23 protein-coding genes and 1 pseudogene are annotated in these 22,463 nt (G+C 65.0%); 8 read left to right on the plus strand and 16 right to left on the minus strand.

All coding sequences use genetic code 11. The features are described from left to right. The first annotated feature begins 122 nt into the window (after positions 1-122). On the plus strand, positions 123-926 hold the full coding sequence (locus tag H7A76_RS27170; protein WP_185701373.1) for a phytanoyl-CoA dioxygenase family protein: 804 nt from the start codon (positions 123-125) through the stop codon (positions 924-926). A gap of 80 nt (positions 927-1,006) precedes the next feature. Here the strand turns inward: H7A76_RS27170 and H7A76_RS27175 are convergent, their stop codons facing one another. Next, the gene (locus H7A76_RS27175; protein WP_185701374.1) at positions 1,007-1,915 is read right to left on the minus strand and encodes a LysR substrate-binding domain-containing protein; all 909 of its coding nucleotides are present in this window, start codon (positions 1,913-1,915) and stop codon (positions 1,007-1,009) included. A gap of 102 nt (positions 1,916-2,017) precedes the next feature. On the opposite strand from H7A76_RS27175, the gene H7A76_RS27180 reads away from it, so the two are divergent. The 4 genes from H7A76_RS27180 to H7A76_RS27195 all read left to right on the plus strand — a co-directional run bounded on the left by H7A76_RS27180 (position 2,018) and on the right by H7A76_RS27195 (position 7,803). After that, positions 2,018-2,932, plus strand: coding sequence for a DMT family transporter (locus H7A76_RS27180; RefSeq protein WP_185701375.1), 915 nt, complete (start codon positions 2,018-2,020; stop codon positions 2,930-2,932). A gap of 117 nt (positions 2,933-3,049) precedes the next feature. Continuing rightward, positions 3,050-3,886, plus strand: coding sequence for a Ku protein (locus H7A76_RS27185; RefSeq protein WP_185701376.1), 837 nt, complete (start codon positions 3,050-3,052; stop codon positions 3,884-3,886). 143 nt (positions 3,887-4,029) lie between these two features. Further along, positions 4,030-6,507, plus strand: a complete 2,478-nt coding sequence (gene ligD, locus H7A76_RS27190) for a DNA ligase D (RefSeq protein WP_185701377.1) — start codon at positions 4,030-4,032, stop codon at positions 6,505-6,507. A gap of 183 nt (positions 6,508-6,690) precedes the next feature. After that, a complete protein-coding gene (locus H7A76_RS27195; protein ID WP_185701378.1) occupies positions 6,691-7,803 on the plus strand; it encodes a sensor histidine kinase in 1,113 nt (370 codons plus the stop codon). A 45-nt stretch (positions 7,804-7,848) separates the two neighbouring features. On the opposite strand, the pseudogene H7A76_RS27200 reads toward H7A76_RS27195, so the two are convergent. Beyond that, a pseudogene (locus H7A76_RS27200) lies at positions 7,849-8,016 on the minus strand (general stress protein); the annotation flags it as partial. Positions 8,017-8,357: 341 nt separating this feature from the next. Between H7A76_RS27200 and H7A76_RS27205 the strand changes: the two are divergent. The 3 genes from H7A76_RS27205 to H7A76_RS27215 are packed head-to-tail and all read left to right on the plus strand — an operon-like array spanning position 8,358 to position 10,403. Continuing rightward, entirely contained in the window at positions 8,358-8,534 is a 177-nt protein-coding gene (locus tag H7A76_RS27205; protein WP_185701428.1) for a hypothetical protein, read from the plus strand. 26 nt (positions 8,535-8,560) lie between these two features. Continuing rightward, complete coding sequence (locus H7A76_RS27210; protein WP_185701379.1) at positions 8,561-9,658, plus strand: DUF3182 family protein; 1,098 nt, start codon at positions 8,561-8,563, stop codon at positions 9,656-9,658. Continuing rightward, complete coding sequence (locus H7A76_RS27215) at positions 9,648-10,403, plus strand: S9 family peptidase (RefSeq protein ID WP_185701380.1); 756 nt, start codon at positions 9,648-9,650, stop codon at positions 10,401-10,403. Before H7A76_RS27210 ends, H7A76_RS27215 begins: the two co-directional genes overlap by 11 nt. Here H7A76_RS27215 and H7A76_RS27220 read toward each other — a convergent pair. The 14 genes from H7A76_RS27220 to H7A76_RS27285 form a co-directional block, all read right to left on the minus strand. Continuing rightward, positions 10,387-10,653 carry a hypothetical protein gene (locus H7A76_RS27220; RefSeq protein ID WP_185701381.1) on the minus strand — a complete coding sequence of 89 codons (267 nt, stop codon included), beginning with the start codon at positions 10,651-10,653 and terminating at the stop codon, positions 10,387-10,389. The genes H7A76_RS27215 and H7A76_RS27220 overlap by 17 nt on opposite strands. Continuing rightward, a complete protein-coding gene (locus H7A76_RS27225; RefSeq protein WP_185701382.1) occupies positions 10,650-10,907 on the minus strand; it encodes a DUF6555 family protein in 258 nt (85 codons plus the stop codon). Before H7A76_RS27225 ends, H7A76_RS27220 begins: the two co-directional genes overlap by 4 nt. 280 nt (positions 10,908-11,187) lie before the next feature. Next, positions 11,188-12,141 (minus strand): lysylphosphatidylglycerol synthase domain-containing protein, encoded by a 954-nt coding sequence (locus H7A76_RS27230; protein ID WP_185701383.1) that lies wholly within the window; start codon positions 12,139-12,141, stop codon positions 11,188-11,190. Further along, positions 12,138-13,346: a cardiolipin synthase ClsB gene (gene clsB, locus H7A76_RS27235; protein ID WP_185701384.1), complete on the minus strand. Its 1,209-nt coding sequence runs from the start codon at positions 13,344-13,346 to the stop codon at positions 12,138-12,140. Before clsB ends, H7A76_RS27230 begins: the two co-directional genes overlap by 4 nt. Then, positions 13,343-14,110 carry an endonuclease/exonuclease/phosphatase family protein gene (locus H7A76_RS27240; RefSeq protein WP_409519211.1) on the minus strand — a complete coding sequence of 256 codons (768 nt, stop codon included), beginning with the start codon at positions 14,108-14,110 and terminating at the stop codon, positions 13,343-13,345. The genes clsB and H7A76_RS27240 overlap by 4 nt, the downstream gene beginning before the upstream one ends. 5 nt (positions 14,111-14,115) lie before the next feature. Further along, a complete protein-coding gene (locus H7A76_RS27245) occupies positions 14,116-15,048 on the minus strand; it encodes a DUF72 domain-containing protein (RefSeq protein ID WP_185701386.1) in 933 nt (310 codons plus the stop codon). Between the two features lie 19 nt (positions 15,049-15,067). After that, positions 15,068-16,216, minus strand: a complete 1,149-nt coding sequence (locus tag H7A76_RS27250; RefSeq protein WP_185701387.1) for a zinc-dependent alcohol dehydrogenase — start codon at positions 16,214-16,216, stop codon at positions 15,068-15,070. A 91-nt stretch (positions 16,217-16,307) separates the two neighbouring features. After that, complete coding sequence (locus H7A76_RS27255) at positions 16,308-17,030, minus strand: glycosyltransferase family 2 protein (protein ID WP_185701388.1); 723 nt, start codon at positions 17,028-17,030, stop codon at positions 16,308-16,310. After that, positions 17,027-17,626: a class I SAM-dependent DNA methyltransferase gene (locus H7A76_RS27260; protein ID WP_185701389.1), complete on the minus strand. Its 600-nt coding sequence runs from the start codon at positions 17,624-17,626 to the stop codon at positions 17,027-17,029. Before H7A76_RS27260 ends, H7A76_RS27255 begins: the two co-directional genes overlap by 4 nt. Beyond that, complete coding sequence (locus H7A76_RS27265) at positions 17,623-18,381, minus strand: PIG-L deacetylase family protein (RefSeq protein WP_185701390.1); 759 nt, start codon at positions 18,379-18,381, stop codon at positions 17,623-17,625. The genes H7A76_RS27260 and H7A76_RS27265 overlap by 4 nt, the downstream gene beginning before the upstream one ends. After that, the gene (locus H7A76_RS27270) at positions 18,378-19,409 is read right to left on the minus strand and encodes an acyl-CoA dehydrogenase (RefSeq protein WP_260498093.1); all 1,032 of its coding nucleotides are present in this window, start codon (positions 19,407-19,409) and stop codon (positions 18,378-18,380) included. The genes H7A76_RS27265 and H7A76_RS27270 overlap by 4 nt, the downstream gene beginning before the upstream one ends. Before the next feature lie 151 nt (positions 19,410-19,560). Then, positions 19,561-20,913, minus strand: coding sequence for a cation:proton antiporter (locus H7A76_RS27275; RefSeq protein ID WP_185701392.1), 1,353 nt, complete (start codon positions 20,911-20,913; stop codon positions 19,561-19,563). Positions 20,914-20,923: 10 nt separating this feature from the next. Next, positions 20,924-21,604 (minus strand): polysaccharide lyase family 7 protein, encoded by a 681-nt coding sequence (locus tag H7A76_RS27280; RefSeq protein ID WP_185701393.1) that lies wholly within the window; start codon positions 21,602-21,604, stop codon positions 20,924-20,926. A 102-nt stretch (positions 21,605-21,706) separates the two neighbouring features. Next, a complete protein-coding gene (locus H7A76_RS27285; protein ID WP_185701394.1) occupies positions 21,707-22,264 on the minus strand; it encodes an ATP-dependent Clp protease proteolytic subunit in 558 nt (185 codons plus the stop codon). Positions 22,265-22,463: the final 199 nt, after the last annotated feature.

Below are 22,463 nucleotides of genomic sequence, written 5' to 3' on the forward strand. Positions count from 1 at the left end.
GGCTGGCAACCGGTTGGTTATATAAAGTGCCTATATTGATGAATAAGTAATCTGTCGTTTACGGGAAAAGTTCAGGGCCTCGATACTGGGCTTCATTAAAACAACAAATAGAGGCTGATGTGATGAACCGGCAGATCGAAGAGTTTCAGCGCGATGGCGCCATTGTCCTGCGTGGAGTCTTTGGCGACTGGATCGAGCGCTTGCGCGAAGGTTTCGAGCAGAACCTGGCCGAACCCAGCGCCTTCGCCATCGAGAACGTCGGCAGTGGCGAAGGTGGGCGCTTCTTCGAGGACTACTGCAACTGGCAGCGTATCCCGGCCTTCCAGGACTTCGTGCTGAACTCGCCGGCGGCGGCCATCGCCGGGCAGTTGATGGCATCGCAACAAGTGCAGGTCTTCCATGACCACATCCTGGTCAAGGAGCCCGGCACCTCCAAGCCCACGCCCTGGCACCAGGACCTGCCTTACTACTGCGTCGACGGCTTGCAGACGGCCAGCTACTGGATTCCCCTGGACCCGGTGACCCGCAGCAACACCCTGAGCGTGGTCCTGGGCTCGCATCGCTGGCCCAAGCCGGTACGGCCCAAGAGCTGGGCCAGCAACCAGGACTTCTACGGCGCCACCGACGACCACACCGGCGAGAGCCTGTTCATGGACATGCCGGACGTGGACAACGGCCAGTACCCGATACTCTCCCCGGAGCTGCAACCGGGGGACGCCATCGTCTTCGACTTCCGCACCGTGCATGGCGCCGCCGGCAACACCGGGAGCGGCCGTCGACGGGCGTTCTCCACCCGGTTCATGGGCGACGACGTACGTTACATCCAGCGCCCGGGGCGTACCTCGCCGCCCTTTCCCGGCATCGACCTGAACGACGGTGATCGCATGCGCGAAGACTGGTTCCCGGTGGTCTGGCGGCGTGGGTGATCGCAAGGCCAGCGCAGCGCCTGCATGGCGCAGCGCCTAGCTAATCTCCATGCCTGTGGGGTTGGCCGCCAGTGTCGCCACTAGTCCTGGCAGACAGGGCGCAGCCATTGCAGCAAGCTGCGGCTGCGCGCGCGCAGAGGGCTGTTCTGCCACTGGTAGACCGCCAGCGCCTCCTCGATCTTGATCGACTGTTGGAACGGGCGGATCAGCTCGCCGTTATCGATCATTTTCTCGGTGGTGCGGCGCCAGCCCAGGGCGAAGCCGAAGCCTTCGACACAGGCCTGCATCATCACCGGGTAGCTGTCGAAGAACTTGCCCCGGGTCTCGTCCAGAAGCGCGAGTCGGTAGCGGGCCAGCCACTGGGCCCAGGTCATCCAGTCCTGGGGAACCACCCAATGATGCAGCAGTGGCAGTTCGGCCAAGTGCTCCAGGGTCCGGGCCGCGGCAGGCAACTGCTGCCAGTAGCCCGGGCTGCAGACCGGAAAGATCTCGTCGCTGATGGTGAACAGCCGGGAATGGCCGCCCGAGGGGCGCCCGGTGGATTGGATGGCGATATCGAACTTCTCGGTGACCTCGGTGATGGGGGCGGTGGAGGCATTCAGGCGAGTATCGATCTCGGGGAATCGCTGGTGGAACAGCGCCAGCTTGGGGGTCAGCCAGTAGAAGGCCTCGCAAAGCTGGACCGTCAGCGCGACTTCCCGGGCGTCCCGTTTCTTGCGCAGTTCCTCGGTCTTGGTGGCTAGCCCCAGCAGGGAGGATCTGACTACATCGCGAAATTCCCTGCCTGTCGCGGTCAGGAATACCGCGCGATTTCTGCGGGTGAACAGGGTGACGTCCAGGTATTCCTCCAGGGCACGGATCTGCTTGCTGATGGCTGCCTGCGTCAGGTTCAGCTCTTGCGAGGCCTTGGAGAAGCTCTGCAGGCGCGCGGCCGCCTCGAAGGGCACGAGGCTGGAGAGGGGCGGGAGCGAGCGTTTGAAATTGTCCATAACTTTGGTTCCTCCTGCTTAACCACAAGTCGCTTTAACCGCGCTGGATGCGTGAGCAGAATCTGTCGGCACATCCAGAAGGGAGACAGCAGGAGCGCAAGCATGAACGTTTCGTCCGTGGAGAACCGTCAGAGCATCATCATAGTGGTCGGTTCGGTTTTCTTGTTGTCCGTTTCGGATGCCATCATCAAGGCTGCAAGCGCGCAGATTTCGTTATGGCAGCTCAATGTCATCCGCTCCTTGCTGGCGGTGGTGATGCTGGCCGCGCTGGTGCTGCTACGCAACGGCAAGGACAGCCTATGGCCGCAGTCCCCAGGCTGGGCGACGCTCAGGGGGCTCCTGCTGGCCCTGATGTGGATCGCTTTTTATGCCGCCTTGCCGTTCATTACCCTGACCATGGCGGCGCTGGCCATCTATACGACACCGCTGTTCATCACATTGTTCTCCTCCATCTATCTGAAAGAGCGGATTACCCCGCGCAAGTGGTTCTCCATCGTCCTGGGGTTCGCCGGGGTGCTGGTCACCCTCAATCCTACGGCGGACGACTTCAGTTCCTATGCCTTGCTGCCGATCCTCGCGGCCATTCTCTACGCCCTGGCAGCGGTGGTGACCAAGGGCAAGTGCGCGGACGAGGACGCCATGGTGCTGGCCATGTTGATGAACCTGGTGCTGTTGGCCAGCGGCCTGCTCGGCAGCCTGTTGATCGCCATGGCCGGGCCCCTGGAGCCGCAGCAGGGGCAATTGCGTTTCCTCTTGGGCGACTGGTCGTACATGCAGTTGGCCGACTGGACGTTGATGGTCTTGCTCGCGGTGCTGATGGTGCTGGTCAGCACCGGTATCGCCAGGGCCTACCAGATCGGCGAGCCCAGCATCATCGGCGCGTTCGACTACACCTACCTGGTCTTCGCCATTCTCTGGGGAGTCCTGGTGTTCGAAGAGTCCTTGAATGCCCGGATCGTCACCGGGCTTGTCATGATCCTGATGTCCGGATTCGTCCTGTTCAAGCGCCCCGCTTAGCGCAGGGCGCGCAGAGAATCCTTAGGAACGGGGTATTGCCCCTGCGGTCGAATCTTCCAGATGCGCAGGGCAGGTTGTCCTGCGGATGTTCCCGTCACTGCCTTGCAGGAGGTCGTCATGGCCCGAGCGATCTGGAAGGGCGCCATCAGCTTCGGGCTGGTGCATATCCCGGTGTCCCTCAATAGCGTGGTCGCCAGCCGTGGGCTGGATTTCGACTGGCTGGACAAGCGCAGCCTGGAGCCGGTGGGCTATCGGCGGATCAACAAGGTCAGCGGCGAGGAACTGCAGCCGCAGCAGATCGTCAAGGGTATCGAGTACCAGAAGGGGCGCTACGTGGTGCTCGGCGAAGACGAGATCCGCCAGGCCCGGCCCGCGGCCACCCAAACCATCGATATCTTCTCCTTCATCGCTGCCGCGGAGATTCCCCAGCAGCAATTCGACACGCCCTATTACCTGAGTCCCGACCGGCGCGGCGGCAAGGTCTATGCCTTGCTGCGCGAAACCCTGAAGGCCACGGACAAGGTCGCGCTGGCCCGGGTGGTGCTGCATACCCGGCAACACCTGGCCCTGGTGCGGGCGCTGGAGGATGCACTGGTGTTGATCACCCTGCGTTGGCCCGACGAAGTACGCAGTCTTGCGGGGCTGGAGTTGGACAGCAGCGTGACCCGGCCCAAGCTCGACAAGCGCGAGCTGCAGATGGCCAAGCGGCTGGTGGAGGACTTGAGCGGCCACTGGGAGCCTGGGCTATATCACGATGATTTCACGGACAGCATCATGGCCCTGGTGCAGGAGAAGGCCCGCAAGGGCCGGATCGCCACAGTGCCCATGGGGCAGGCGGCGCAGGACAAGAGTGCCGATATCCTCGACCTTACCGAACTGCTCAAGCGCAGCCTCGGTGGTGGCAAGGCCAAGCCGGACAGGCCGGTCAAGCGCACCCGACGGCGGGCGTCCTAGTCCAGGCAGGTCTGGCCAGGCAGCAGACAACCGTCGGTAGGCCTGGCCGGCAAGTGCCTTGAACTTCTCCCAGGGCACCGTCTCCACCGTTACAGGTCCCTGGCCTTGTCGGCCATCGGGCACGCCACACGTGGAGCAGCGCCATGGCCAGACCGCTATCGCAATACCGCAATAAACGTGACTTCCAGGCCACCCCCGAGCCAGTGGGCCGTCGGCCCCGTGGCAGGCCGGCGCAGGCCCTGCAGTTCTGCGTGCAAAAACACGATGCCAGCCACCTGCACTACGACTTTCGCCTGGAACTGGACGGCACCCTGAAAAGCTGGGCCATTCCCAAGGGACCTTCGCTGGACCCCGGGGTGCGCCGCCTGGCCGTGCATGTCGAGGACCATCCCCTGGACTACGCCAGCTTCGAAGGGCATATCCCCGAAGGCCACTATGGCGCGGGCGAGGTGATTGTCTGGGACCGCGGCAGCTGGTTTCCCGAGGGCGACCCCCACGAGGGTTATGCCCGGGGCAAGCTGCGCTTTCGCTTGCAAGGCGAGAAGCTCGGAGGCTGGTGGAACCTGTTTCGTACCCGCCTGGCAGGCAAGAAGGAACAATGGCTGCTGGTCAAGTCCGCCGATGACCAGGCCCGTGCCGAAGCGGAGTACGACATCCTCCAGGCGCAGCCGCACAGCGTGCTCAGCGCGCGCACCCTGGCGCCGCGCCAGGCATCGGCGTCCACTTCCCGGCCCAGGTCTGGGAGCAGGGCACGCTCCACGTACCAGGAGTTACCGGGCTCGCTCAAGCCGCAGTTGGCCACTTTGGTGGACACGCCGCCGGCGGGCGACTGGCTCTATGAAATCAAGTTCGACGGCTACCGCATGCTGGCCCGTATCGAAGGAACGCAAGTGCAACTGCTGACCCGCAGCGGCCTGGACTGGACGGCCAGGATGCCCAACCAGGCCCGGGCCCTGGCCGAGCTGGGACTGGAATCGGCATGGCTGGACGGCGAGATGGTGGTGTTGGATGCCGACGGTGTGGCCGACTTCCAGGCCTTGCAGAACGCCTTCGATGCCGGGGCCGACCAGGACATCCTCTACTACCTGTTCGATGTGCCCTTTCTCAATGGCGTGGACCTGCGCCAGCGACCGCTGCACGAGCGCCGCGCTGCGCTCAAGGCACTGCTGGCCAACAACCGCGCGGCGGCGCTGCGCTATTCCGAGACTTTCGACCAGCCTGTGCAGCAGCTGTTGGCCGGCGCCTGCCAGATGCACCTGGAGGGCCTGATCGGCAAGCGCCCCGACAGCCCCTATGTCAGTCGGCGCAGCGGCGACTGGATCAAGCTCAAGTGCCAGCAACGCCAGGAATTCGTGATCCTCGGCTACACCGATCCCAAGGGCAGCCGCAGTGCCCTGGGCGCGCTGTTGCTGGGGCTGCACGACCCGGACCGGGGCGGCTTGCGTTACGCCGGCAAGGTCGGCACCGGCTTCAGCAGCGCTTCCCTCCAGCACTTGCTCCAGCGGTTGCGACCGTTGGAAACATCCCGGCCGGTGTTGGATAAAGCGCCCGCGGGGGTGCCTGCGGCCACCGTGCACTGGGTGCAGCCGCGCTTGCTGGCGCAAGTCTCTTATAGCCAGATGACCCGTGAAGGGGTGGTACGCCACGGTGTCTTCCATGGCCTGCGCGATGACAAGCCGGCCACTGGCGTGGTCCTGGAGCGAGCGGCACCAGCCCCAGCGGCCAGCCCAGCAGCCGATGGCTTGCGCATGACCCATGGCGAGCGTGTGGTCGATACCGTAAGCGGTGCCACCAAGCTTAAGGTGGCCGAATACTATGCCCGGGTGGCGCAGTGGATCCTGCCCCACCTGCAGCAGCGCCCGGTGGCGCTGGTGCGTGCTCCCCAAGGCCTGGCGGGAGAGCTGTTCTTCCAGAAGCACGCCGCGCAACTGGCGATTCCCGGCTTGCGGACCTTTACCAAGGCCCAGGCAGGCCAGGCGGCCATGGTCATCGAGGGGCTGCCAGCGCTGCTGGGCGCGGTGCAGATGAACACCCTGGAACTGCATACCTGGAACGCCACCAGCAAGGACTTCGACCGGCCTGATCGCCTGGTGCTCGACCTCGATCCGGACCCGACGTTGCCCTGGAAGAGCATGGTCGAGGCCTGCCAGCTGACCCTGGCGCTGCTTGACGAGCTGGACTTGCGAGCCTTTATCAAGACCAGCGGGGGCAAGGGCCTGCATCTGCTGGTGCCGTTAGCGCGGCGGGCCGGTTGGGACGAGGTCAAGGCCTTCAGCCAGGCAATGGTCCAGCACCTGGCGGGGTTGTTTCCCGAGCGCTTGTCGGCGGTGTCCGGGCCGCGCAACCGGGTGGGCAGGATCTTCATCGATTACCTGCGCAACGGGCGGGGAGCGACCACGGTCTGCGCCTATTCCCTGCGGGCCCGGGAAGGCCTGCCGGTCTCGGTGCCGGTGCACCGTGACGAATTGCAGCAGCTGCGTGGAGCGGGGCAGTGGACCCTGGCCGACCTGGCGCGACGCCTGGATGAAACCACCGACCCCTGGGCCGGCTATGCCGCCACCCGCCAATCGATCACCCTGGCGATGCGGCGAAAGCTTGGAATGGACGAGCCGCCAGCTTGAGTCCGCCGGGATCCTGGAACCGTATACACCGAGGGTGGTCATTGCTTCTATGCTTTTACGGCGCTGGTGCGACCTGAAGGGGCCAGCCAGTATCGATCCACATCGTCACCCGTGGTCATCGAGGACACCGCCGGGACAGTTGCAGCGGACCAGGATGGCCACGGGATCCAGCAAGGAGCCTCCATGCGACTCGCCAATTTCATTCTCATCCACATGGAATCGATCTTGCTGGAATGGGAGAGGTTCGCCAGATCCATCGAAACCCCTTATCCGACCCAGGATGCCCGCGGCCTGAGAAACCAGGCGGCGGATATTCTCAGGGGCATCGCCCACGACATGCTCACCCCGCAGAACGATGCGCAGCAGTTCGAGAAGTCCCAGGGCCGTGGCCCGGTCGTCCAGGCTGATACGGCAGCGCAGAATCACGCCCAGGCGCGCTGGTCGGCGGGCTTCACCTTGAACCAGATGGTTGCCGAGTACCGGGCCTTGCGGGCCAGCGTGTTGCGCTTGTGGCTGTGCGACGAGTTGGAAGCCAAAGCCACCCGTACCGACGACATGCTGCGTTTCAACGAGGCCGTCGACCAGGCGCTCACCCAGTCCATCGCTTCCTTCGAGGCGGCCCTGGAGCAGACCCGCAAGCTGTTCCTGGGCATTCTCGGCCATGACTTGCGAACCCCCTTGGGAGCGGTGCTGATGGGCGCCGACCTGCTGGCGCGATCGGTGGCCGAAGGCCGCCAGCAGCACCTGGCGCTGCAGATCGGCGCCAGCGTGCGCCGGGCCAACCGGATCGTCGACGACCTGCTGGACCTGGCGCGGAGCAACCTGGGGGAGGGTATTCGGATCCGCAAGGAGCGCATCGAGTTGACGGCGCTCTGTGCCCAGATCATCGATGAGGTGCGCGCTTGCTATCCCGAGGTGTGCATCCGGTTCGAGCAATGCCAGCCGCTCAACGGATTGTTCGATCCCGGGCGCATGGGCCAGGTCTTGGCCAACCTGCTGGGCAATGCCGTGCAGCACGGCGATAGCTGCCAGCCCATCGAGGTGCGCTTGGAGCGTGATGCGTCTGCGATCTGCGTTGAGGTGCACAATCAGGGCGAGCCCATCGCCGCCGAGGCGCTGCCGCTGCTGTTCAACGCCGGTGGCAGTGGTTACGAGCGCGGTGTTTCTTCAGGGCTGGGCCTGGGCCTGTTCATCGCCGCGCAGATCGTGGCGGGGCACGATGGGCACATCGAGGTGCGATCTACTCGAGAGCAAGGAACGACGTTCCGGGTCAGGATCCCGGCAACGCTGGACTGAATGAAGGGCGCAAGGGCCGCAGCCCTTGCGCAGTCACCTCAGGTATCAGCTGCGGCCATGCCCACCGCCACTGTGCTGACCACCCTTCTTGCCGGCCTCGGAGGCCTTTTCACGGTCATTGGCAAAATTGCCGCCGGAAGCGTGACCGCCTTTTTTCCCGGCTTCGGATGCTTTTTCGCGATCGTTGGCGAAGTTGCCCGGGTTGTTATTGCCTTTAGTCGTCATGATGATTTCCTCTTGGTGATGAAATATCGGCGCTCACTGCATAGTGAGCATTAACTGGGAGTTCGGGAAAATTCCCAAGGTCGAAAAATATCCCCGCTGTGGCGATGAATGGTATTGGCTGGCCATTGGCTAGTTATTTTTCTTGATGGGTTTTTATAAATAAGCGGTATTTGAGTAACTGGCGTGCATAAGTAAACACCCATATGGATGCATACGCTGTCCATATGGGTGATTCGATATTCGGTCATTATCGGAACATTGAATCTTGAACTTGTGCCAGACAGGTTTTTCTACTGATTTACTACCAGCCTTTTTGTCGCAGGTGTGCCATGAATAACTTAATCAACGTCTCCCGGATAACCCTCTTGCTCGCTTGTCTGCTGGCCCTGCAGGGCTGCTTCGAAAATAGCGGGGACCAGGACAAGGACCATTCCAAGGCCTCGGTCCAGATGAGCGAGCCCGAATCCCGGGACAACGGAAACCGCGACGCCGGCGGCCAGCCATAGCAGCGCCCGAAGGGGGAGCCAGAACGATGCCTGAGCGGTCCATCAGCCGAAGGGTCGTGGCCCACTGCCACGCTGGTGCTGCGTTGCATGAGCGCCAGACCAACCTCAACCTGGCCCGCTGGCTGGCCGAGATCCTTGGCTGGCCGTTCGACGGTGCCTGGCAAGACCCCATGCCGCGCACTGGCATGTACCTGGTACCTACGCGCACTCTGATCGGCGAGCAGCGGCGTGAATTGGGCATCACCGGGGTCCAGGACCTGCTGGGAGGCCATGTGCAGCAGGCGTTCATGGCCAGCAAGGCCATTTCCCATCCGCTGCCCCGGCGCACCGGTTATCGCCCAGTCGGTTGGAACCCGCAATTCTGCCGTCAAGTGCGCCAGGTGGTGCTGCCGGGACTGACAGTGTTCGATATCGCCGATGCCCGGCGTATCGCCCGCCAGTACCTGGGCCCGGCCCAATTGCGGGTCAAGCAGGTCCAGGCCAGCGGCGGAACGGGACAGGTGGTGCTGCGCACTGCCCAGGACCTGGAGCATTGGCTGGGGCAACTGGACCCCGATACCTGCCGTGCGGGCCTGGTACTGGAGGAGAACCTGCACCAGACCCGCACCTATAGCGTGGGCCAGGTCTTGATCGACGGCTTGCTGATCAGCTATCACGGGCGCCAGTCCCAGCAGCCCAACCAGCGCGGCGAGCCGGTGTACGCCGGTTCCCAGCTGTGGTTGGCGCGTGGGGGGTATGCCCAGTTGCTACAGCATGACCTGGAGCCCGAGGTGCGCCAGGCGGTGGAGCATGCACGGGCCTACGACGCGGCGGCCACGGCCTGCCTGCCGGGGTTCTTCGCTTCGCGGCGCAACTACGACGTGATAGGCGGGCTGGGCCACGATGGCCGGTTCCGGCTCGGAGTGCTGGAGCAGTCGTGGCGCGTGGGCGGGGCCACGGGAGCGGAACTGGCGGCCCTGCAGGTGTTTCGCCAGCAGCCGCAGGTGGATTGGCTGCGGGCCGAGACCTGCGAGACGTGCCAGGAACAATTGCTGCCTCCAGGCGCCGTGCTGTTGTATCGCGGGCCTGACGAGGCGGGTGGCTTTCTACTCAAGTATGCGCAGGTGCAGGCCCATGGCGGTTAACAGCGAACAGGTCCTGATCGATGTCCAAGCGGAACGACTGGCGGGCAATCTGCTCAGCCCCAAGGTCCGGGTGCCCGGCGTGTTGTTCGTCCACGGCTGGGGCGGGAGCCAGGAACGCGACCTCAACCGGGCCCGGGGCATCGCCGGCCTGGGCTGCCTGTGCCTGACTTTCGACCTGCGTGGCCACGGTGCGGCCAACCAGCGCCAGGCCCAGGTATCGCGCGAAGACGGCTTGCAGGACGTGCTCGCCGCCTACGACCACCTGGTGGCGCATCCGACGGTCGATCCGATGGCCGTGGCGGTGGTCGGTACCAGCTACGGCGGCTACCTGGCCACCCTTCTCAGCCAGCTGCGCCGAGTACGCTGGCTGGCGCTCCGGGTTCCGGCCATCTATCGCGATCGTGACTGGCTGGTGCCCAAGCGGGCCCTGGATCGCGAGGATCTCAAGCGCTATCGGGCCAGCCCCATCGATATACAGGGTAACCGGGCACTCAAGGCTTGTGCCGGGTTTCAGGGAGACGTGCTGCTGGTCGAGTCCGAGCACGACGAACATGTGCCCCATGCCACCATCATGAGTTATCGGGCGGCTTTCCAGCGCAGTCACTCGCTGACCCATCGCATCATCGACGATGCCGACCACGCGCTTTCCAGCGAGGCCTCACAGGAGGCCTACACCACGATCCTGGTGGATTGGGTCACGGAAATGGTGGTCGGCGAACGCCTGAGCATCAGCCCCAGGGTCTGAGGGCGGTTCCGCAGCGCTGCATGGCCCGTCTGATGCTCAGCCACTGGGCCAAGGCTTCACGGCGCTTGCCGTCCGCCCGGCTCTTGGCCTGGGAGTAGCGGGCCCAGACCTGCTTGTCACAGGCACCTCGGCCGATGATCTGGTAGGCCAGGTCGTCCAGCCGGTCGGCCTCGTAGAACAGTCGGGTGTTTTCAGCTATTTCCGCGTCCCAGTCCCGGGCGCTTGGTTTCTTGGTGGCTTGGCGTTTCATTTCTGTCCCTGCTCAGACCAACGAAGCGGGGCCGAATGGAACCACTTGACGTCGGTTATCCCGTACTTTTCCGCCATTGGCCTGGAGACCTTCTTTACCGGGTCGCGATCGGACTTCGGAATGATCCCGACGCCCGCATCACAACTGGCCCAGTGCCAAGCCTTGGCGTTATCCATGGTCTTGGCCCTGATAACGAAGAATCTTGGCTGGCCATGTAGCAGATAGTGGATTTTGTAGATGGTTTCCTGATTCATGAATATCTCCTTGTACACAACTAGTCGATATCCATGCAGGGTAAAGAATTCAAAGTAAAATCGATTGTTCGACAATTCAAATTAGTACAAACGGCCAGAGCCGTATGTTTTATCAAAAAACTATTTTCAATTTTTAGCGACTATGGCGTTTTAATGGCGCTGGGTAACTAGTTGCTCACTACGAGCAGGCGTTGCATGGCCATGCAAGTTACAACTTGCCTGGTCGTGGTTTTATTGATGCGGCCCGCTTGATAGTTGCTCATATCTGTGCCTGGACAACTCAGGCGCGCTGGCGTTGCTGACGCAGGGCCTTGGCCCGTCGTTCCAGCACCAGGTAGACCATGCTTGCCAGGGCCAGTGGCAGCAGCAGGTAGATTGCCCGGTAGCCCAGCAGGGCCGCCAGGACCGCTCCCTTGCCCAGTTGATGCTGGAGCAGGGTGATGAATACCGCTTCCAGTACACCCAGGCCGGCCGGGATGTGGGTGATGATTCCGGCGATGCTGCTGATCAGCATGATCCCCAGCACCTGGGGATAGCTGGCGCCGACGGGCAACAGCAGGAACACCACCAGCGCCGGCAGCATCCAATTGAGCGATGACAACGCGGCCTGGATGAGCGACATGGTCGTGCCGGGCAGTTCCAGGCACTGGTTGCGCCAGCGCCAGGTTCGGCGCTTGGCGAAGCGGCACGCCAGCAGGTAGGCGGCGGCCACCGCCAGCAGCGCGCCACCCACCATGCGCAGGCCGCTGCTGCCCAGGGTCCAGTGGTCCGGCAAGCGCACCAGTCCCAGGGCGAACAGCACGCCGGCCAGCAGCAGGTAGCCCAGCCAGTTGGTGGCCAGGCTGAAGCTCAGGATCCGCGTGATCGTGCCCACCTCCAGGCCCAGGCGCGAATACAGTCGGTAGCGCAGGGCGATAGCACCGACCCAGGCGCTGAGGTTGAGGTTGAAGGCGTAGACCACGAACCCTAGCGCCAGCACCTGGCGGGCCGGTAACGAGTGGCGTACGTAGTGTCCGGCGAGCAGGTCGTAGCTGCTGTACAAGGCGAAGCTCAGGACTGTGGCCCCCAGCGCCAGCAGCAGGGTAGTGGCGCTATAGGCGCCAACGGCCTGGCTGACCTCGTGCCATTGCAGGTTCCTGGCCAGTCGCCAGAGCAGTACCGGCACCAGCACCAGGAACAGCAGGTTGAGCAGGCGCCGGGCGCGTACCAGCCAGCCATGGCGCCCGCCGTTCATGAACTGTGCTCCCGCTCCAGGGGCTGCTGGCACCGACGTCCAGGCGGGCCCGGTATCGATTCGAGTCGCGGCCGGTGGGCCGGCAGCCAGCCGGCGATGGCCGGGAAATGCCGTAGCAAGTGGAAGTACAGGAAAATCACCGGCCCGCGCCACCAGTGGCCGCGCAGCAAGCGCTGCTGGGTGACCTGGCGACAATCGCGAGTCATCAGCCGCTCCAGGTGGCGATGCAGGCGCTGGTTGAAATCGACGTCGCGGATGATCAGGTTGGCTTCCAGGTTCAGCGACAGGCTCAAGGGATCGAGGTTGCTGGAGCCCACCGTGGCCCAGTCGTGGTCGGCCAGGGCCACCTTGCCGTGCAGTGGTCGGCGGACGTATTCATGGATGGCCACGCCATCGCGCATCAAATAGTTGTACAGCAACCGTGAGAACCCCCGAGCCCAGGGCAGGTCTGGCTGGCCCTGGAGGATCAGGCTGACCTGCACGCCACGGCGTGCGGCATTGCGCAGCTCGCGGATCAAGCGGTAGCCAGGAAAGAAATAGGCATTGGCCAGGACCAGGCGCTGGCGGGCAGCGCGGATCGCCTGCAGGTACTGGGTCTCGATATCGTCGCGGTGTCGCTGGTTGTCGCGGATCGCCAGGCGGATGCTTGTCGGGCCGCAAGGAGGCATCGCAGGCAGCGAGGGGCCGGCGGGAGTGACCTGGGCCAGGGTGGCCAGGGCCGCGGCGCGGATATCGGCGACCACCGGCCCGTGTACGTCCACGGCATAGTCCTGCTTGGCCATCGGACCGAAGTCACGCAGATGATCGGCAGAAAAGTTCAAGCCGCCGATGAACGCCCGTTGGCCATCGATCACCAGCACCTTGCGATGCAGGCGGCGGAACAGGTGGGTACGCAAGCCGAACAAGCGGGGATGCGGATCGAACAGGTGGACCCGCACCCCGGCGTCGACCATCTGTGCGACGAAGTCCGCGCCCAGGTCGGCGCTGCCATAACCGTCGACGGTGATCTCCACCCGGGAAATGCGCCGGGCCGCTTCGATCAGGGCTTGCTGCAGCGCGCAGCCGACCTTGTCCTCGAACAGGATGAAGGTCTCCAGCAGCACCTCTTGGCGGGCATCGGCGATGGCCGCCAGTACCCGGGGGTAGAATTGCTCGCCGTTGATCAGCAACTCGATGCGGTTGCCAGCGCGCCAGCCGGGGCTCATAGCCAGACCTGCACTGCCAGCGGCGCGTGATCCGACAGGTGCGACCAGGGTCGGGTGGAGAGCACCCGGGGGTCGCAGGTGCGGCCGTTGCGTACATAAATGCGGTCCAGGCGCAGCAGGGGCCAGCGTGCGGGAAAACTGCGGGCCGCACGCCCGCGATGGCGAACGAAGGCTTCGTGCAATCCCTGTTCGGCCAAGAGTGCATCGGCCCGCAGGCGCCAGTCGTTGAAGTCGCCGGCGACTATCACCGTGGCCCGTGGCGGCAGGCCCGCTACCAGTTCGCACAGCAGGCCCAGTTGCAACTGCCGATGAGCTTCGCGCAGGCCCAGGTGTACGCAGATCGCGTGCACCTCGCGCCCCGGCACGGCCAGCACCGAATGCAACAGCCCGCGCTGTTCGTCGCCCTGTTGCGAAACGTCCAGGTTGCGGTGGCTCAAGATCGGGTATTTCGACAACAGGGCGTTGCCGTGCTCGCCCTCGGGGTACACCGCGTTGCGCCCGTAGGCGAACTCGTGCCACATGCTGTCGGCGAGGAATTCGTGGTGGGGTTGGCGGGGCCATTTGTCGAAGCGCTTGGCGTGGTGACTGTGGTCGCCCAGTACCTCTTGCAGGAACACCAGGTCGGTGCCGGTGGCGCGCACCGCGTCGCGCAGTTCGGGCAGCATGAAGCGTCGGTTGAGAAAGGTGAAGCCCTTGTGGATGTTCACCGTCAGGACCTTGAGCGAAGCCACTGCCGGTGCTTCGTCGGGCCTTGGCAGGAGCATGCCGTTCATTGCCAGTCGCCCTCGGGCAGGTGCCCGGGCTGCACGGCCAGGGTATCGGCCAGGCCGAGGCGCTCCAGCAATTGGCGAGCGTCGTAGGGCGCGCGGACCTTGATATCGTTGTCGAAGTAGCAATAGACGTCCCGCGCGCCGCCTCGGTCGCGCTCCAGGTCCTGGAATCCGGGAATACGCCGGGCATCGGCCGGTTGCCGGCCCCGGCGCCAGAGTTCGATGCGCTGGCCCCAGCGTTCCAGGGCCTGGTCGCTATAGCCGCTGGCGTAGAGCTGTTGGTCGCCGTGCAGGCGCACATAGACGAAGTCGGCGCACAACTCCTCGACCCAGGGCCACTTGCCGGCGGTGTCGGCCACCACCAAGGCGACGTTATGCCGGCGCAGCAGCGCCACGAAGGCCGGATCCAGGAAGCTGGCGTTGCGGATCTCCACGCAATGGCGCAGCGCTGCGTCGGCGGGAATGTCCAGGTAGCCCTCGCGCCGCAGGCGTTCGTTGCAGTCCCGGGCCAGTTGCCGGGCCATACGGCCTTGGTGCGGCAGTTGGGCGAGGAATTGCTCGAACAGGGCCGGATCGAACTGGAAGCTCGGCGGGAACTGCCAGAGGATCGGCCCCAGCTTGCGGCCCAGCTGGAACAGCCCCGAGGCGAAGAAGTTCGCCAGTGGCTCGTGGATGCCCCGCAGGCGCCGGACATGGGTGATGAAGCGCGGCGCCTTGACACTGAAGACGAACTCCTCGGGCACCTGTGCGGCCCAGCCGGCATAGCGCTCGGGCGTCTGCAGGGCGTAGAACGAGCCATTGATCTCGATGCTGCCCACCGCGCGCGAGGCGAAGGCCAGTTCATCTTTCTGGGCCAGTCCCCTGGGGTAGAAATCACCGCGCCAAGGGGCATAGCGCCAGCCGGAAATGCCGATATGGATCTTGCTGCTCATGCTGTCCTTCCCATGCCGCTCAACGCTCGGGCTGTGGGCGCAATTGCACCTTGATCCAGCCAGGCTCACGCCGGTCGAAGGCCTCGAAGGCCGCGATGGCGTCGTCCATCGGCCGGGTCTGGGTCAGGATGCTGGCCGGATCGATACGCCGGTTCAGCACCATGTCGATCAGCGTCGGAATGTACTTGCGGTGGTGGCAGTTGCCCATGTTGATGGTCAGGTTCTTGTTCATCGAGAGGCCGATGGGAAAGCTGCGCGCCTGCTGCGGATAGACGCCGATGATCGACAGCGTGCCGGCCTTGGCCAAGGCTTCGACGGCCCATTGCAGGGCCTGGTCCGGCGCGTCGCCAGGTTGCCATTGGCCGCTGTCGCCATGGCCATGGGCCGCATGCTCGGCGTCTACCCCCACCGCATCGATGGCCCGGTCGACGCCGATGCCGGCGGTCAGCCGCTTGAGGGTGGCCACCGGCTCTTCCTGGTCGAAGTCGATGGTCTCGGCGCCTTGCCGGCGCGCCATCTGCAAGCGGTCCGGATGGTGGTCGATGGCGAACACCCGGGCGGCGCCCAGCAGCCTGGCGCTGGCGATGGCGAACTGGCCCACCGGGCCACAGCCGAACACCGCCACGGTGTCGCCGTGGCTGACCTCGGCCAGCCGTGCGCCGAAGTAACCGGTGGGGAAGATATCCGAGAGCAGGATCGCCTGGTCGTCGCTGATTTGCTCGGGCAGCTTCACCAGGCCGATATGGGCGAAGGGAATCCGCGCCTTTTCCGCTTGCAGGCCATGGAACGGCCCGGTGATCTCGGGGCCGCCATAGAACGCAGTGCCGGCTTCCTTGCCATGGGGATTGACGTCGTCGCATTGGGCGTAATAACCGGCCCGGCAATAGGCGCAGTTGCCACAGGCGATGGTGGAGGGCACCACCACTCGGTCGCCCACCTGCAGGTTGCGCACGTCGGCGCCCAGCTGTTCGACGATACCCACGGCTTCGTGGCCAAGGATGGTGCCGGGCTTCATCGGTGCCACCGTGCCACGGACGAAATGCAGGTCGGTGCCACAGATCGCCGAGGCGGTCACGCGGATGATGGCGTCGGTGGGAGCCAGCAAGGTGGGTTCGGCGACGTCGTCGAGACGGATATCGCCCACGTTATGGAATACAACGGCTTTCATGACAGATCCTCCTGGGGAACAGGGTCGGCAACGCCTTGCAACCGGTACGGCCGGCGGTGCTGCAGCTCTTCACTGTTCCGACGGGGAGGCCTCAGGCACCGTTCAAATTATTGCCGGGAGCAGGGGACGACTGGTCCGCCAGCAATCCATTGCTCGCCTGTTCCTGCGATGCCAGCTGGCGCAGGTAATCGGCGAACCCACCGCTGGCGCGACCCAGCAGGCGGGCGCTGGTGGTCACCCGGGGCAGTTGGCTCCAGCAGATGCGCGCACCCAGGCGCTCGAAGGTACGTACCAGTTGCACATCTTCATGGGCCGACACCGGGAGGAAACCGCCGGAACGCAAGTAGGTCGCGCTGCAGAAGCCCAGGTTGGCGCCGTGGATATGCCGATGATCATCGGCCTGGGTGTAAGCCTGGGCGTAGCGCTGGCGGACGCCCTCGTGCAGTTCGCCCCAATCGCGGACCTGCACCGTGCCGCAGACCATCTGCGCTCCCAGGGACAGCTGCGCCACCAGCCAGTCCGGGGCGACTTCGCTGTCGGCGTCGGTGCAGGCAATCCAGCGCGCGCCCTGGGCGATCAGGTAGTCGCTGCCCACTGCCCGGGCATAACCGACATTGCGCGCGTCGACCTTCAGTCCCTGGACACCGGCCGCCACGACGAGCGCTTCGCTGTCATCGTCGCAGGCATCGAGCACCACCAGGATCCGCACCCGTTCCCCGTCCAGATGCGGATGCCGGGCAGCCTGCTCGACGGCGTGGATGCACTGGGCGAGCAAGGCTTGTTCGTTGTGGGCGGGGATCACTACCCCGATCATGCCAGGCCCTCGCGCTGGGCCACCGAGGTGGCACGAGTGCCCCATACCTCCAGGACGAAGTCGGCCTCCACATGGCGCAGCAACCTGGGCAATTGCAGTTGCCTGGCCAGTTGCCGGTGCACCCGGTCGCCGTCCAGCGGGCATTCGCTGATGGGGTGGCGCCAGTGGCAGGCCAGCAGCGTACCGTCCGCGGCCAGTGCGCCACGGGCCTGGGCAATCAGGCGTTGCAGGTCTTGCAGGTCGAGGTAGTAGCCCAGTTCGCTGATGACGATCAGGTCGAAGCGCCCGGTCGGCCATTGCCGTGGCAGGCGTGCCTGGCGCACCTCGGCCTGGTCCAGGTGCTGCAAGCATTGGCGAGCCTCGCGTACCGCCAGCGCCGAGGTATCGCAGCACAACAAGCGGTGGCAGCGCTCGGCCAGGCCCAGGGCCAGCTCGCCGTTGGCACAACCGGCTTCCAGCCCCCGGTGATAGTGGGGGCGGGGCAGGGCGGCGAGGGTCAGGTCGCGCTTGCGCTGCTCATACCAGCGCGAGCGCATGGCCCAGGGGTCGGGATTGCCATCGAACAACCGATCGAAGTAATGGTCAGCGACGCTCATAGGAATATCACCTCGAAATCCCTCAGCAGGCGCTCCAGGGTCGAGGGACCCAGTACCGGGGCATTGCCATTGAGGGGGTCTGGGCTGATCTGGCTGGTGAAGGCATGCACCGCGTGGCGCTTGCGGGCCAGGGTCGGGGCATCCAGCAAGAGCTTGCGCGCCCGGTGCCAGGGCAGGCGCGGGTCTTCCGGCTGCGCCCAGTGCCAGGCCCAGACCGGTAGTTCATGGACCCGCGCACCGACCTTGCTGGCTACCGCCAGGCAAGCGCGCCCGCAGGCTTCGTGATCGCTGTGGCCATCCTGGTGCCAAGTAGTGAAGACCACATCGCCGGGTTGCAGGCAGCGTTGCAGAAAAGCCTGCACGCTTCGCTCGTGGCGGGCCACGGCGGTGTCCGCAAAGCCGCCGCGCACCCAGTCCATGCGCTCCGGCGCCAGGCCCAGGCGCGCCAGGGCCACCGCGCTTTCCCGGGGCCGCACCTGCGCCAGGCGACGCGGTGTCCAGTAGCGTGAGCCGGGATGACTGGCGCAGCCATCGGTGACCGAGACCAGCAGCAGTTGGCGCTGCATCCGGGCCAATTGCTGGAGCAAGCCGGCACAGGCGAGGATTTCGTCGTCGGGGTGGGGCGAGACGATCACCGCGCGCGCTCCCTCCGGCACCAACTGTTGCGGTGCTACCGTCCCGAGCGCGGCGAGCCGGCATGAAGCGCTCCAGGCCTCGGGCGATGTGCCCTCGCCGATGATCGGATTGGCGTTCATGGCAGCCAGCCTCCCTCCGGATGCGTGGCCACCAGGCTGCCCAGGACAGCGAGATCGCGCTCGGCATGGCTCTGGCGCAGGTACACCGGCAGGTCGGCGAACAGCCGGGCCAGGTGCGCGTCGCGGCAGTAAGGCGTGGCTCCCAAGGCCCGGCCGACGTGTTCCAGCACTTGCGTGGCGCTGGCTTCGCAGGCGGCGCGCAGGCGGCGGGCAGGTAACTCGGCAGCGGTCGCAGGTCGCTGGTCGATCCACTGCGCTGTGTCTCGCAACAAGCTGGCACTGGCTTGCAACGCGCATTCCACTACACCCAGATGGGCCAGGGCATGGGGTTCGGGACGCGCGTTGCAGTGCTGGCGCAGGGCTTGGCCGATGGCCTGGGCCGCGCCATGCCAGCAGGCGGCGATGCCGGCGCCGCCATGCCAGAACCCCGGTCGTTGCAGGTAACCGTCCGCTGGGCCGACCAGTTGGCCGTGGGCACCGTCCAGCACCACCTCGACACTCTGGCTGGCGGCCATGCCCACGGCCTGCCAGCCGTCGCTGGTGACGTGCACGCCGGGCTGCTCCAGTGCCACCGCTACCAAGCGTTGGCGGCCGTCTGCGTCCCAGGCGGTCAATAGCCCGTGGCTCAGGATCGAGGCACCGGAACACCAGGCCTTGAGCCCCTGCAGGCGCACATCGCGCGAGTGCCGGGTAGCATGCAGCGTGACCCGGGCCCGCGGCGATTCGGCGGCCCACATGCCCCAGGTACTGTCCGCGCAAGGTAGTGGCGCCGACCAGTACTGCATGATCGCCAGGGCATCGGTATGGCCTTCAAAGAGCTTGCACAGGCTCAGGTCGCAGGCCGCCACCCGGGCCAGGGCCTGCCAGCGCAACAGCGTCTGGCCCTGGCCGGGCAGCGGCAGGCGGTCGAGGCCCTGGCCAACCAGTTGCTCCATGAGCCGTGCCAGGGCAAGGGGCTCGAGCGGGGAGCCCAATGGCCACTCGCGCAGGCAGGTATCCAGCCTGGGCAATGAAAAACTCTCGTGCATATTCGTTCCTCGATCCCGCATCCAGTCTTCTGCCGGTCGGACCTGGCGCTGTCTCGCGGCAGGGCCCGGGCGATGGCTCCTCCAGGGAGGAAGCCTGGCGCAGCGGCGGCGTCAGCATATGGAGGGAGGCGGGGGTTGCGCGGTTCAGTTTTTATCGCCGCTCGGCTTGCCGGCGGTGGCGTTGGTAATGCAGCAGTAGTGGTTGGGTGCTCAACCCGTGGGCCAGGATGCTCAGGGCCACCACCGACAAGGTGAGCTGGATGCTGAGTGTCGCCTGCGCCGGTTCGAGCTGGTGGTTCAGGGCATAGAACAGGTAGTACAAGCTGCCGATGCCGCGGATCCCGAACCAGCCCAGCAACAGGCGCTGGTGACGGTCGAGCAGGTCGCCCCAGGGCATGGCCAGTACGCTCAAGGGGCGTACCACCAGGAACAGCAATGCCCCCAGCAACAACGCCCGCCAATCCCAATGCGCCGGCAGTACCACCCCCAGCAGGGTGACGATGAACACTTCCATGGCCCGCTCCACCAGGCTGCCGAACGACAGCATGTCCCCGAGCATGATGCCGGCTGCCACCTGGCGCTCTTCCAGGGCCTGGACATCGCCGTGCACGGATTGGCGTGGATCGCCGTGCAGGTGGCCGACCACCGGCTGCACCAGATGCTCGGCCGGTGGATGGCTGGCGCTGCTGGCATGGACTTCGGCCTGGCGCAATCCCAGGCCGGCGGCGAATACCGAGAGGAAGCCGTAGCCGTGCACCAGTTCCGCCGCGACATAGGCCAGGGCGATCAGGGCGAAGCTCAGGTAGTCGTTGGGCGAGACGCTGCTGTCGGCGTGGCGGGTGCGCAGGCGCAAGGTCAGGCGGCCCAGGCCATGGCCCAGGCCGTAGCCGCAGAGCAGCCCGGCCGGTATCGCCCAGAGCAGCCCGTACAGCAGCCAGTCCGCGAGCCAATGCTGCGGGGCGCTGTCCTGCTTGAGCAGCAACACCCCGAGGATCACGAAGGCGAAGGCCACGCCGTCGTTGAGCCCGGCCTCACCGGAGAGGCCGAAGCGCACCCGGTCGTGATCCTGGGCATCGTTGACCTGGACCATGGAGGCCAGCACCGGGTCGGTGGGCGCCAGGATGGCCCCGAGCAGCAGGGCGAGGCTCCAGTTCAGGCCCAGTACGACGTGCAGCACCAGGGTGACGCCAAGGATGCCCAGCACCAGCACCGGTCCGGCCAGGCCGAAGGCCACCCACCAACTGCGGTCGGCCAGCGGCAGGCGCAGCTTGAGCCCGCTGACGAACAGCGAGAACAGCAACGCCACCTCGGTCAGGTTCTCCATCCAGTCCGCTGCCTGGCGGATATCCAGTTGCAGCAAGCCGACCCCAGCCGGACCGATGAGCACGCCCAGGGCCAGGCACACCACCGAGGTGGTGATCGGCAGCCAGCGCAGGTAAGAGGAGGTGAGCGCGAGGATCAGCAGCACCGCGCCTAGCACCGCGACCCAGATGGTAAAACTCATGGCCTGTGCTTCAAGCCAGGATATGGCTGATTTGCAGCTCGCTGATGATGCACACCGAACCGTCGTTGGCGGGGGTGCTGTCGCTGTAGTCGACCTGGTTGTAGACCCCGCCGTGGAAGTCGAAGCGCTGGCCGTTCCAACTGCTGTCCAGTTGGCCCGGAGCACTGGCAGTGGTGATACCGTTGCAGGTCACGGCCACCAGGACCAGGCCGCCAGCGGTGGCGCTCAGGGTAATCTCGAAGGGGACCTGCAACGGCACATTGGTGGCGATGCTGCTGGTGGCCGGTTCGTCCTGGTCGAAGCTGGCGCGAAAGCCCCAGGTGATCCTGCCCTTGTTCCAGAACACCTTGACCGCCGGGCTGTCGTCGCCCTTGACGTGCAGCTGCGAGATCACCACCTTTTGCGCCGAATTGACCTGTTCCAGGCGCATGACCTGGCGGTTGCTATGCAGGTTGGCGCTGGCCAGGGACCAATACAGCGGCTCCTTCCATTCGCAGCGGGTGCGGTGGGTGCTCTTGCTGGCGGCGCCACGGGTCGGCGCGCTCATGCGGATCGAGCCGTCGGGCAATTGGCTGATGACCTGGGGCACCCGGGCCAGGGCTTGGGCGCCCATCAGTTCCAGGGCCACCGGGTTGCCCGGGGAACTGGCAACCGGGGTGGTGATCATGAAGGGAAGGATGTCGACTGCCATGCAGAACTCCTCGTCGCTTTAAGCGGCTTGTGGATCAGGGCCATTCAACGGGATGACGCCAGCGGCCGGTGGACGTTCCCGCCGCCTGCCGGGAGGTCGCGCCTAGGCACCGCTGACCTTCCAGTGCTTGAGGTCGTCGCCGAATACCGGCTGGTGCACCTCGTGGGCGATGCCGTAGGCCAGCGATTCGTGGGCGGCGATGACCTTTTCCTCGGCCGACAGGCACTTGAATATGTCCAGCTGGGTCTCGGCGGCCGCGGTCTCGATCTCGTAGATCTTCACGTAGCGCGCCAGGTCGTTGTCCAGGCTGGACAGGTATTCGCGCAGACGCTGGTGATCCACCGAGTTCTGGCTGAAATACCAGTTCATCGGGTGGATCAGGAAGCGTGAATGGGGCGTGGTGATGCGTCGGTTGGCCGCCAGGAACAGGATGATCCCCATGGATTCGATGTTGCCTGCATTGATCGCGCACAGCGGCACCGGCAGGGACTTGAGGAAGGTGTAGAGGGTGAAGCCGAAGTTGGTGCTGCCGCCGGTGGTCGACAGGTTCAGCAGCAGCGAGCTGGCACCTTCTTCAATGGCGTGCAGGCACGAGTCGCGAAAACGTTCGCTGGTGCTCTGGTCGATCTGGCAATGGAAGTGAATGATGTGTTCGGTCATAGGACGATCTCCCCATGGCGTGCCGGTGAACCTTCTACCTGTTGGTTGAGCTTGGCGTGTCGGCGAAGGTTCCAACGTTCTGCGCCGCTACCGACAGGCCCGCGGCAGCGCCCGGATCGAACTGAGTGGCAAACCTTATTGAACGCCGCCCAGGGCGGCGGACCTAATCCATGTGCGTGCGGCCCATGCATCGGCCGTT

Source organism: Pseudomonas sp. MSSRFD41, assembly GCF_014230245.1.
Lineage (GTDB): Bacteria > Pseudomonadota > Gammaproteobacteria > Pseudomonadales > Pseudomonadaceae > Aquipseudomonas > Aquipseudomonas piscis.

Bases quoted from the DNA above. Each gene is read 5' to 3' on its own strand.
- H7A76_RS27230 (WP_185701383.1), bottom strand. From the start codon at position 12,141: ATGAACGGCGGGCGCCATGGCTGGCTGGTACGCGCCCGGCGCCTGCTC.
- H7A76_RS27265 (WP_185701390.1), bottom strand. From the start codon at position 18,381: ATGAACGCCAATCCGATCATCGGCGAGGGCACATCGCCCGAGGCCTGG.
- H7A76_RS27205 (WP_185701428.1), top strand. From the start codon at position 8,358: ATGAATAACTTAATCAACGTCTCCCGGATAACCCTCTTGCTCGCTTGT.
- H7A76_RS27275 (WP_185701392.1), bottom strand. From the start codon at position 20,913: ATGAGTTTTACCATCTGGGTCGCGGTGCTAGGCGCGGTGCTGCTGATC.
- ligD (WP_185701377.1), top strand. From the start codon at position 4,030: ATGGCCAGACCGCTATCGCAATACCGCAATAAACGTGACTTCCAGGCC.
- H7A76_RS27245 (WP_185701386.1), bottom strand. From the start codon at position 15,048: ATGAGCAGCAAGATCCATATCGGCATTTCCGGCTGGCGCTATGCCCCT.
- H7A76_RS27180 (WP_185701375.1), top strand. From the start codon at position 2,018: ATGAACGTTTCGTCCGTGGAGAACCGTCAGAGCATCATCATAGTGGTC.
- H7A76_RS27250 (WP_185701387.1), bottom strand. From the start codon at position 16,216: ATGAAAGCCGTTGTATTCCATAACGTGGGCGATATCCGTCTCGACGAC.
- H7A76_RS27185 (WP_185701376.1), top strand. From the start codon at position 3,050: ATGGCCCGAGCGATCTGGAAGGGCGCCATCAGCTTCGGGCTGGTGCAT.
- H7A76_RS27255 (WP_185701388.1), bottom strand. From the start codon at position 17,030: ATGATCGGGGTAGTGATCCCCGCCCACAACGAACAAGCCTTGCTCGCC.
- H7A76_RS27240 (WP_409519211.1), bottom strand. From the start codon at position 14,110: ATGCTCCTGCCAAGGCCCGACGAAGCACCGGCAGTGGCTTCGCTCAAG.
- H7A76_RS27280 (WP_185701393.1), bottom strand. From the start codon at position 21,604: ATGGCAGTCGACATCCTTCCCTTCATGATCACCACCCCGGTTGCCAGT.
- clsB (WP_185701384.1), bottom strand. From the start codon at position 13,346: ATGAGCCCCGGCTGGCGCGCTGGCAACCGCATCGAGTTGCTGATCAAC.
- H7A76_RS27260 (WP_185701389.1), bottom strand. From the start codon at position 17,626: ATGAGCGTCGCTGACCATTACTTCGATCGGTTGTTCGATGGCAATCCC.
- H7A76_RS27170 (WP_185701373.1), top strand. From the start codon at position 123: ATGAACCGGCAGATCGAAGAGTTTCAGCGCGATGGCGCCATTGTCCTG.
- H7A76_RS27220 (WP_185701381.1), bottom strand. From the start codon at position 10,653: ATGAAACGCCAAGCCACCAAGAAACCAAGCGCCCGGGACTGGGACGCG.
- H7A76_RS27195 (WP_185701378.1), top strand. From the start codon at position 6,691: ATGCGACTCGCCAATTTCATTCTCATCCACATGGAATCGATCTTGCTG.
- H7A76_RS27215 (WP_185701380.1), top strand. From the start codon at position 9,648: ATGGCGGTTAACAGCGAACAGGTCCTGATCGATGTCCAAGCGGAACGA.
- H7A76_RS27270 (WP_260498093.1), bottom strand. From the start codon at position 19,409: ATGCACGAGAGTTTTTCATTGCCCAGGCTGGATACCTGCCTGCGCGAG.
- H7A76_RS27175 (WP_185701374.1), bottom strand. From the start codon at position 1,915: ATGGACAATTTCAAACGCTCGCTCCCGCCCCTCTCCAGCCTCGTGCCC.
- H7A76_RS27210 (WP_185701379.1), top strand. From the start codon at position 8,561: ATGCCTGAGCGGTCCATCAGCCGAAGGGTCGTGGCCCACTGCCACGCT.
- H7A76_RS27285 (WP_185701394.1), bottom strand. From the start codon at position 22,264: ATGACCGAACACATCATTCACTTCCATTGCCAGATCGACCAGAGCACC.
- H7A76_RS27225 (WP_185701382.1), bottom strand. From the start codon at position 10,907: ATGAATCAGGAAACCATCTACAAAATCCACTATCTGCTACATGGCCAG.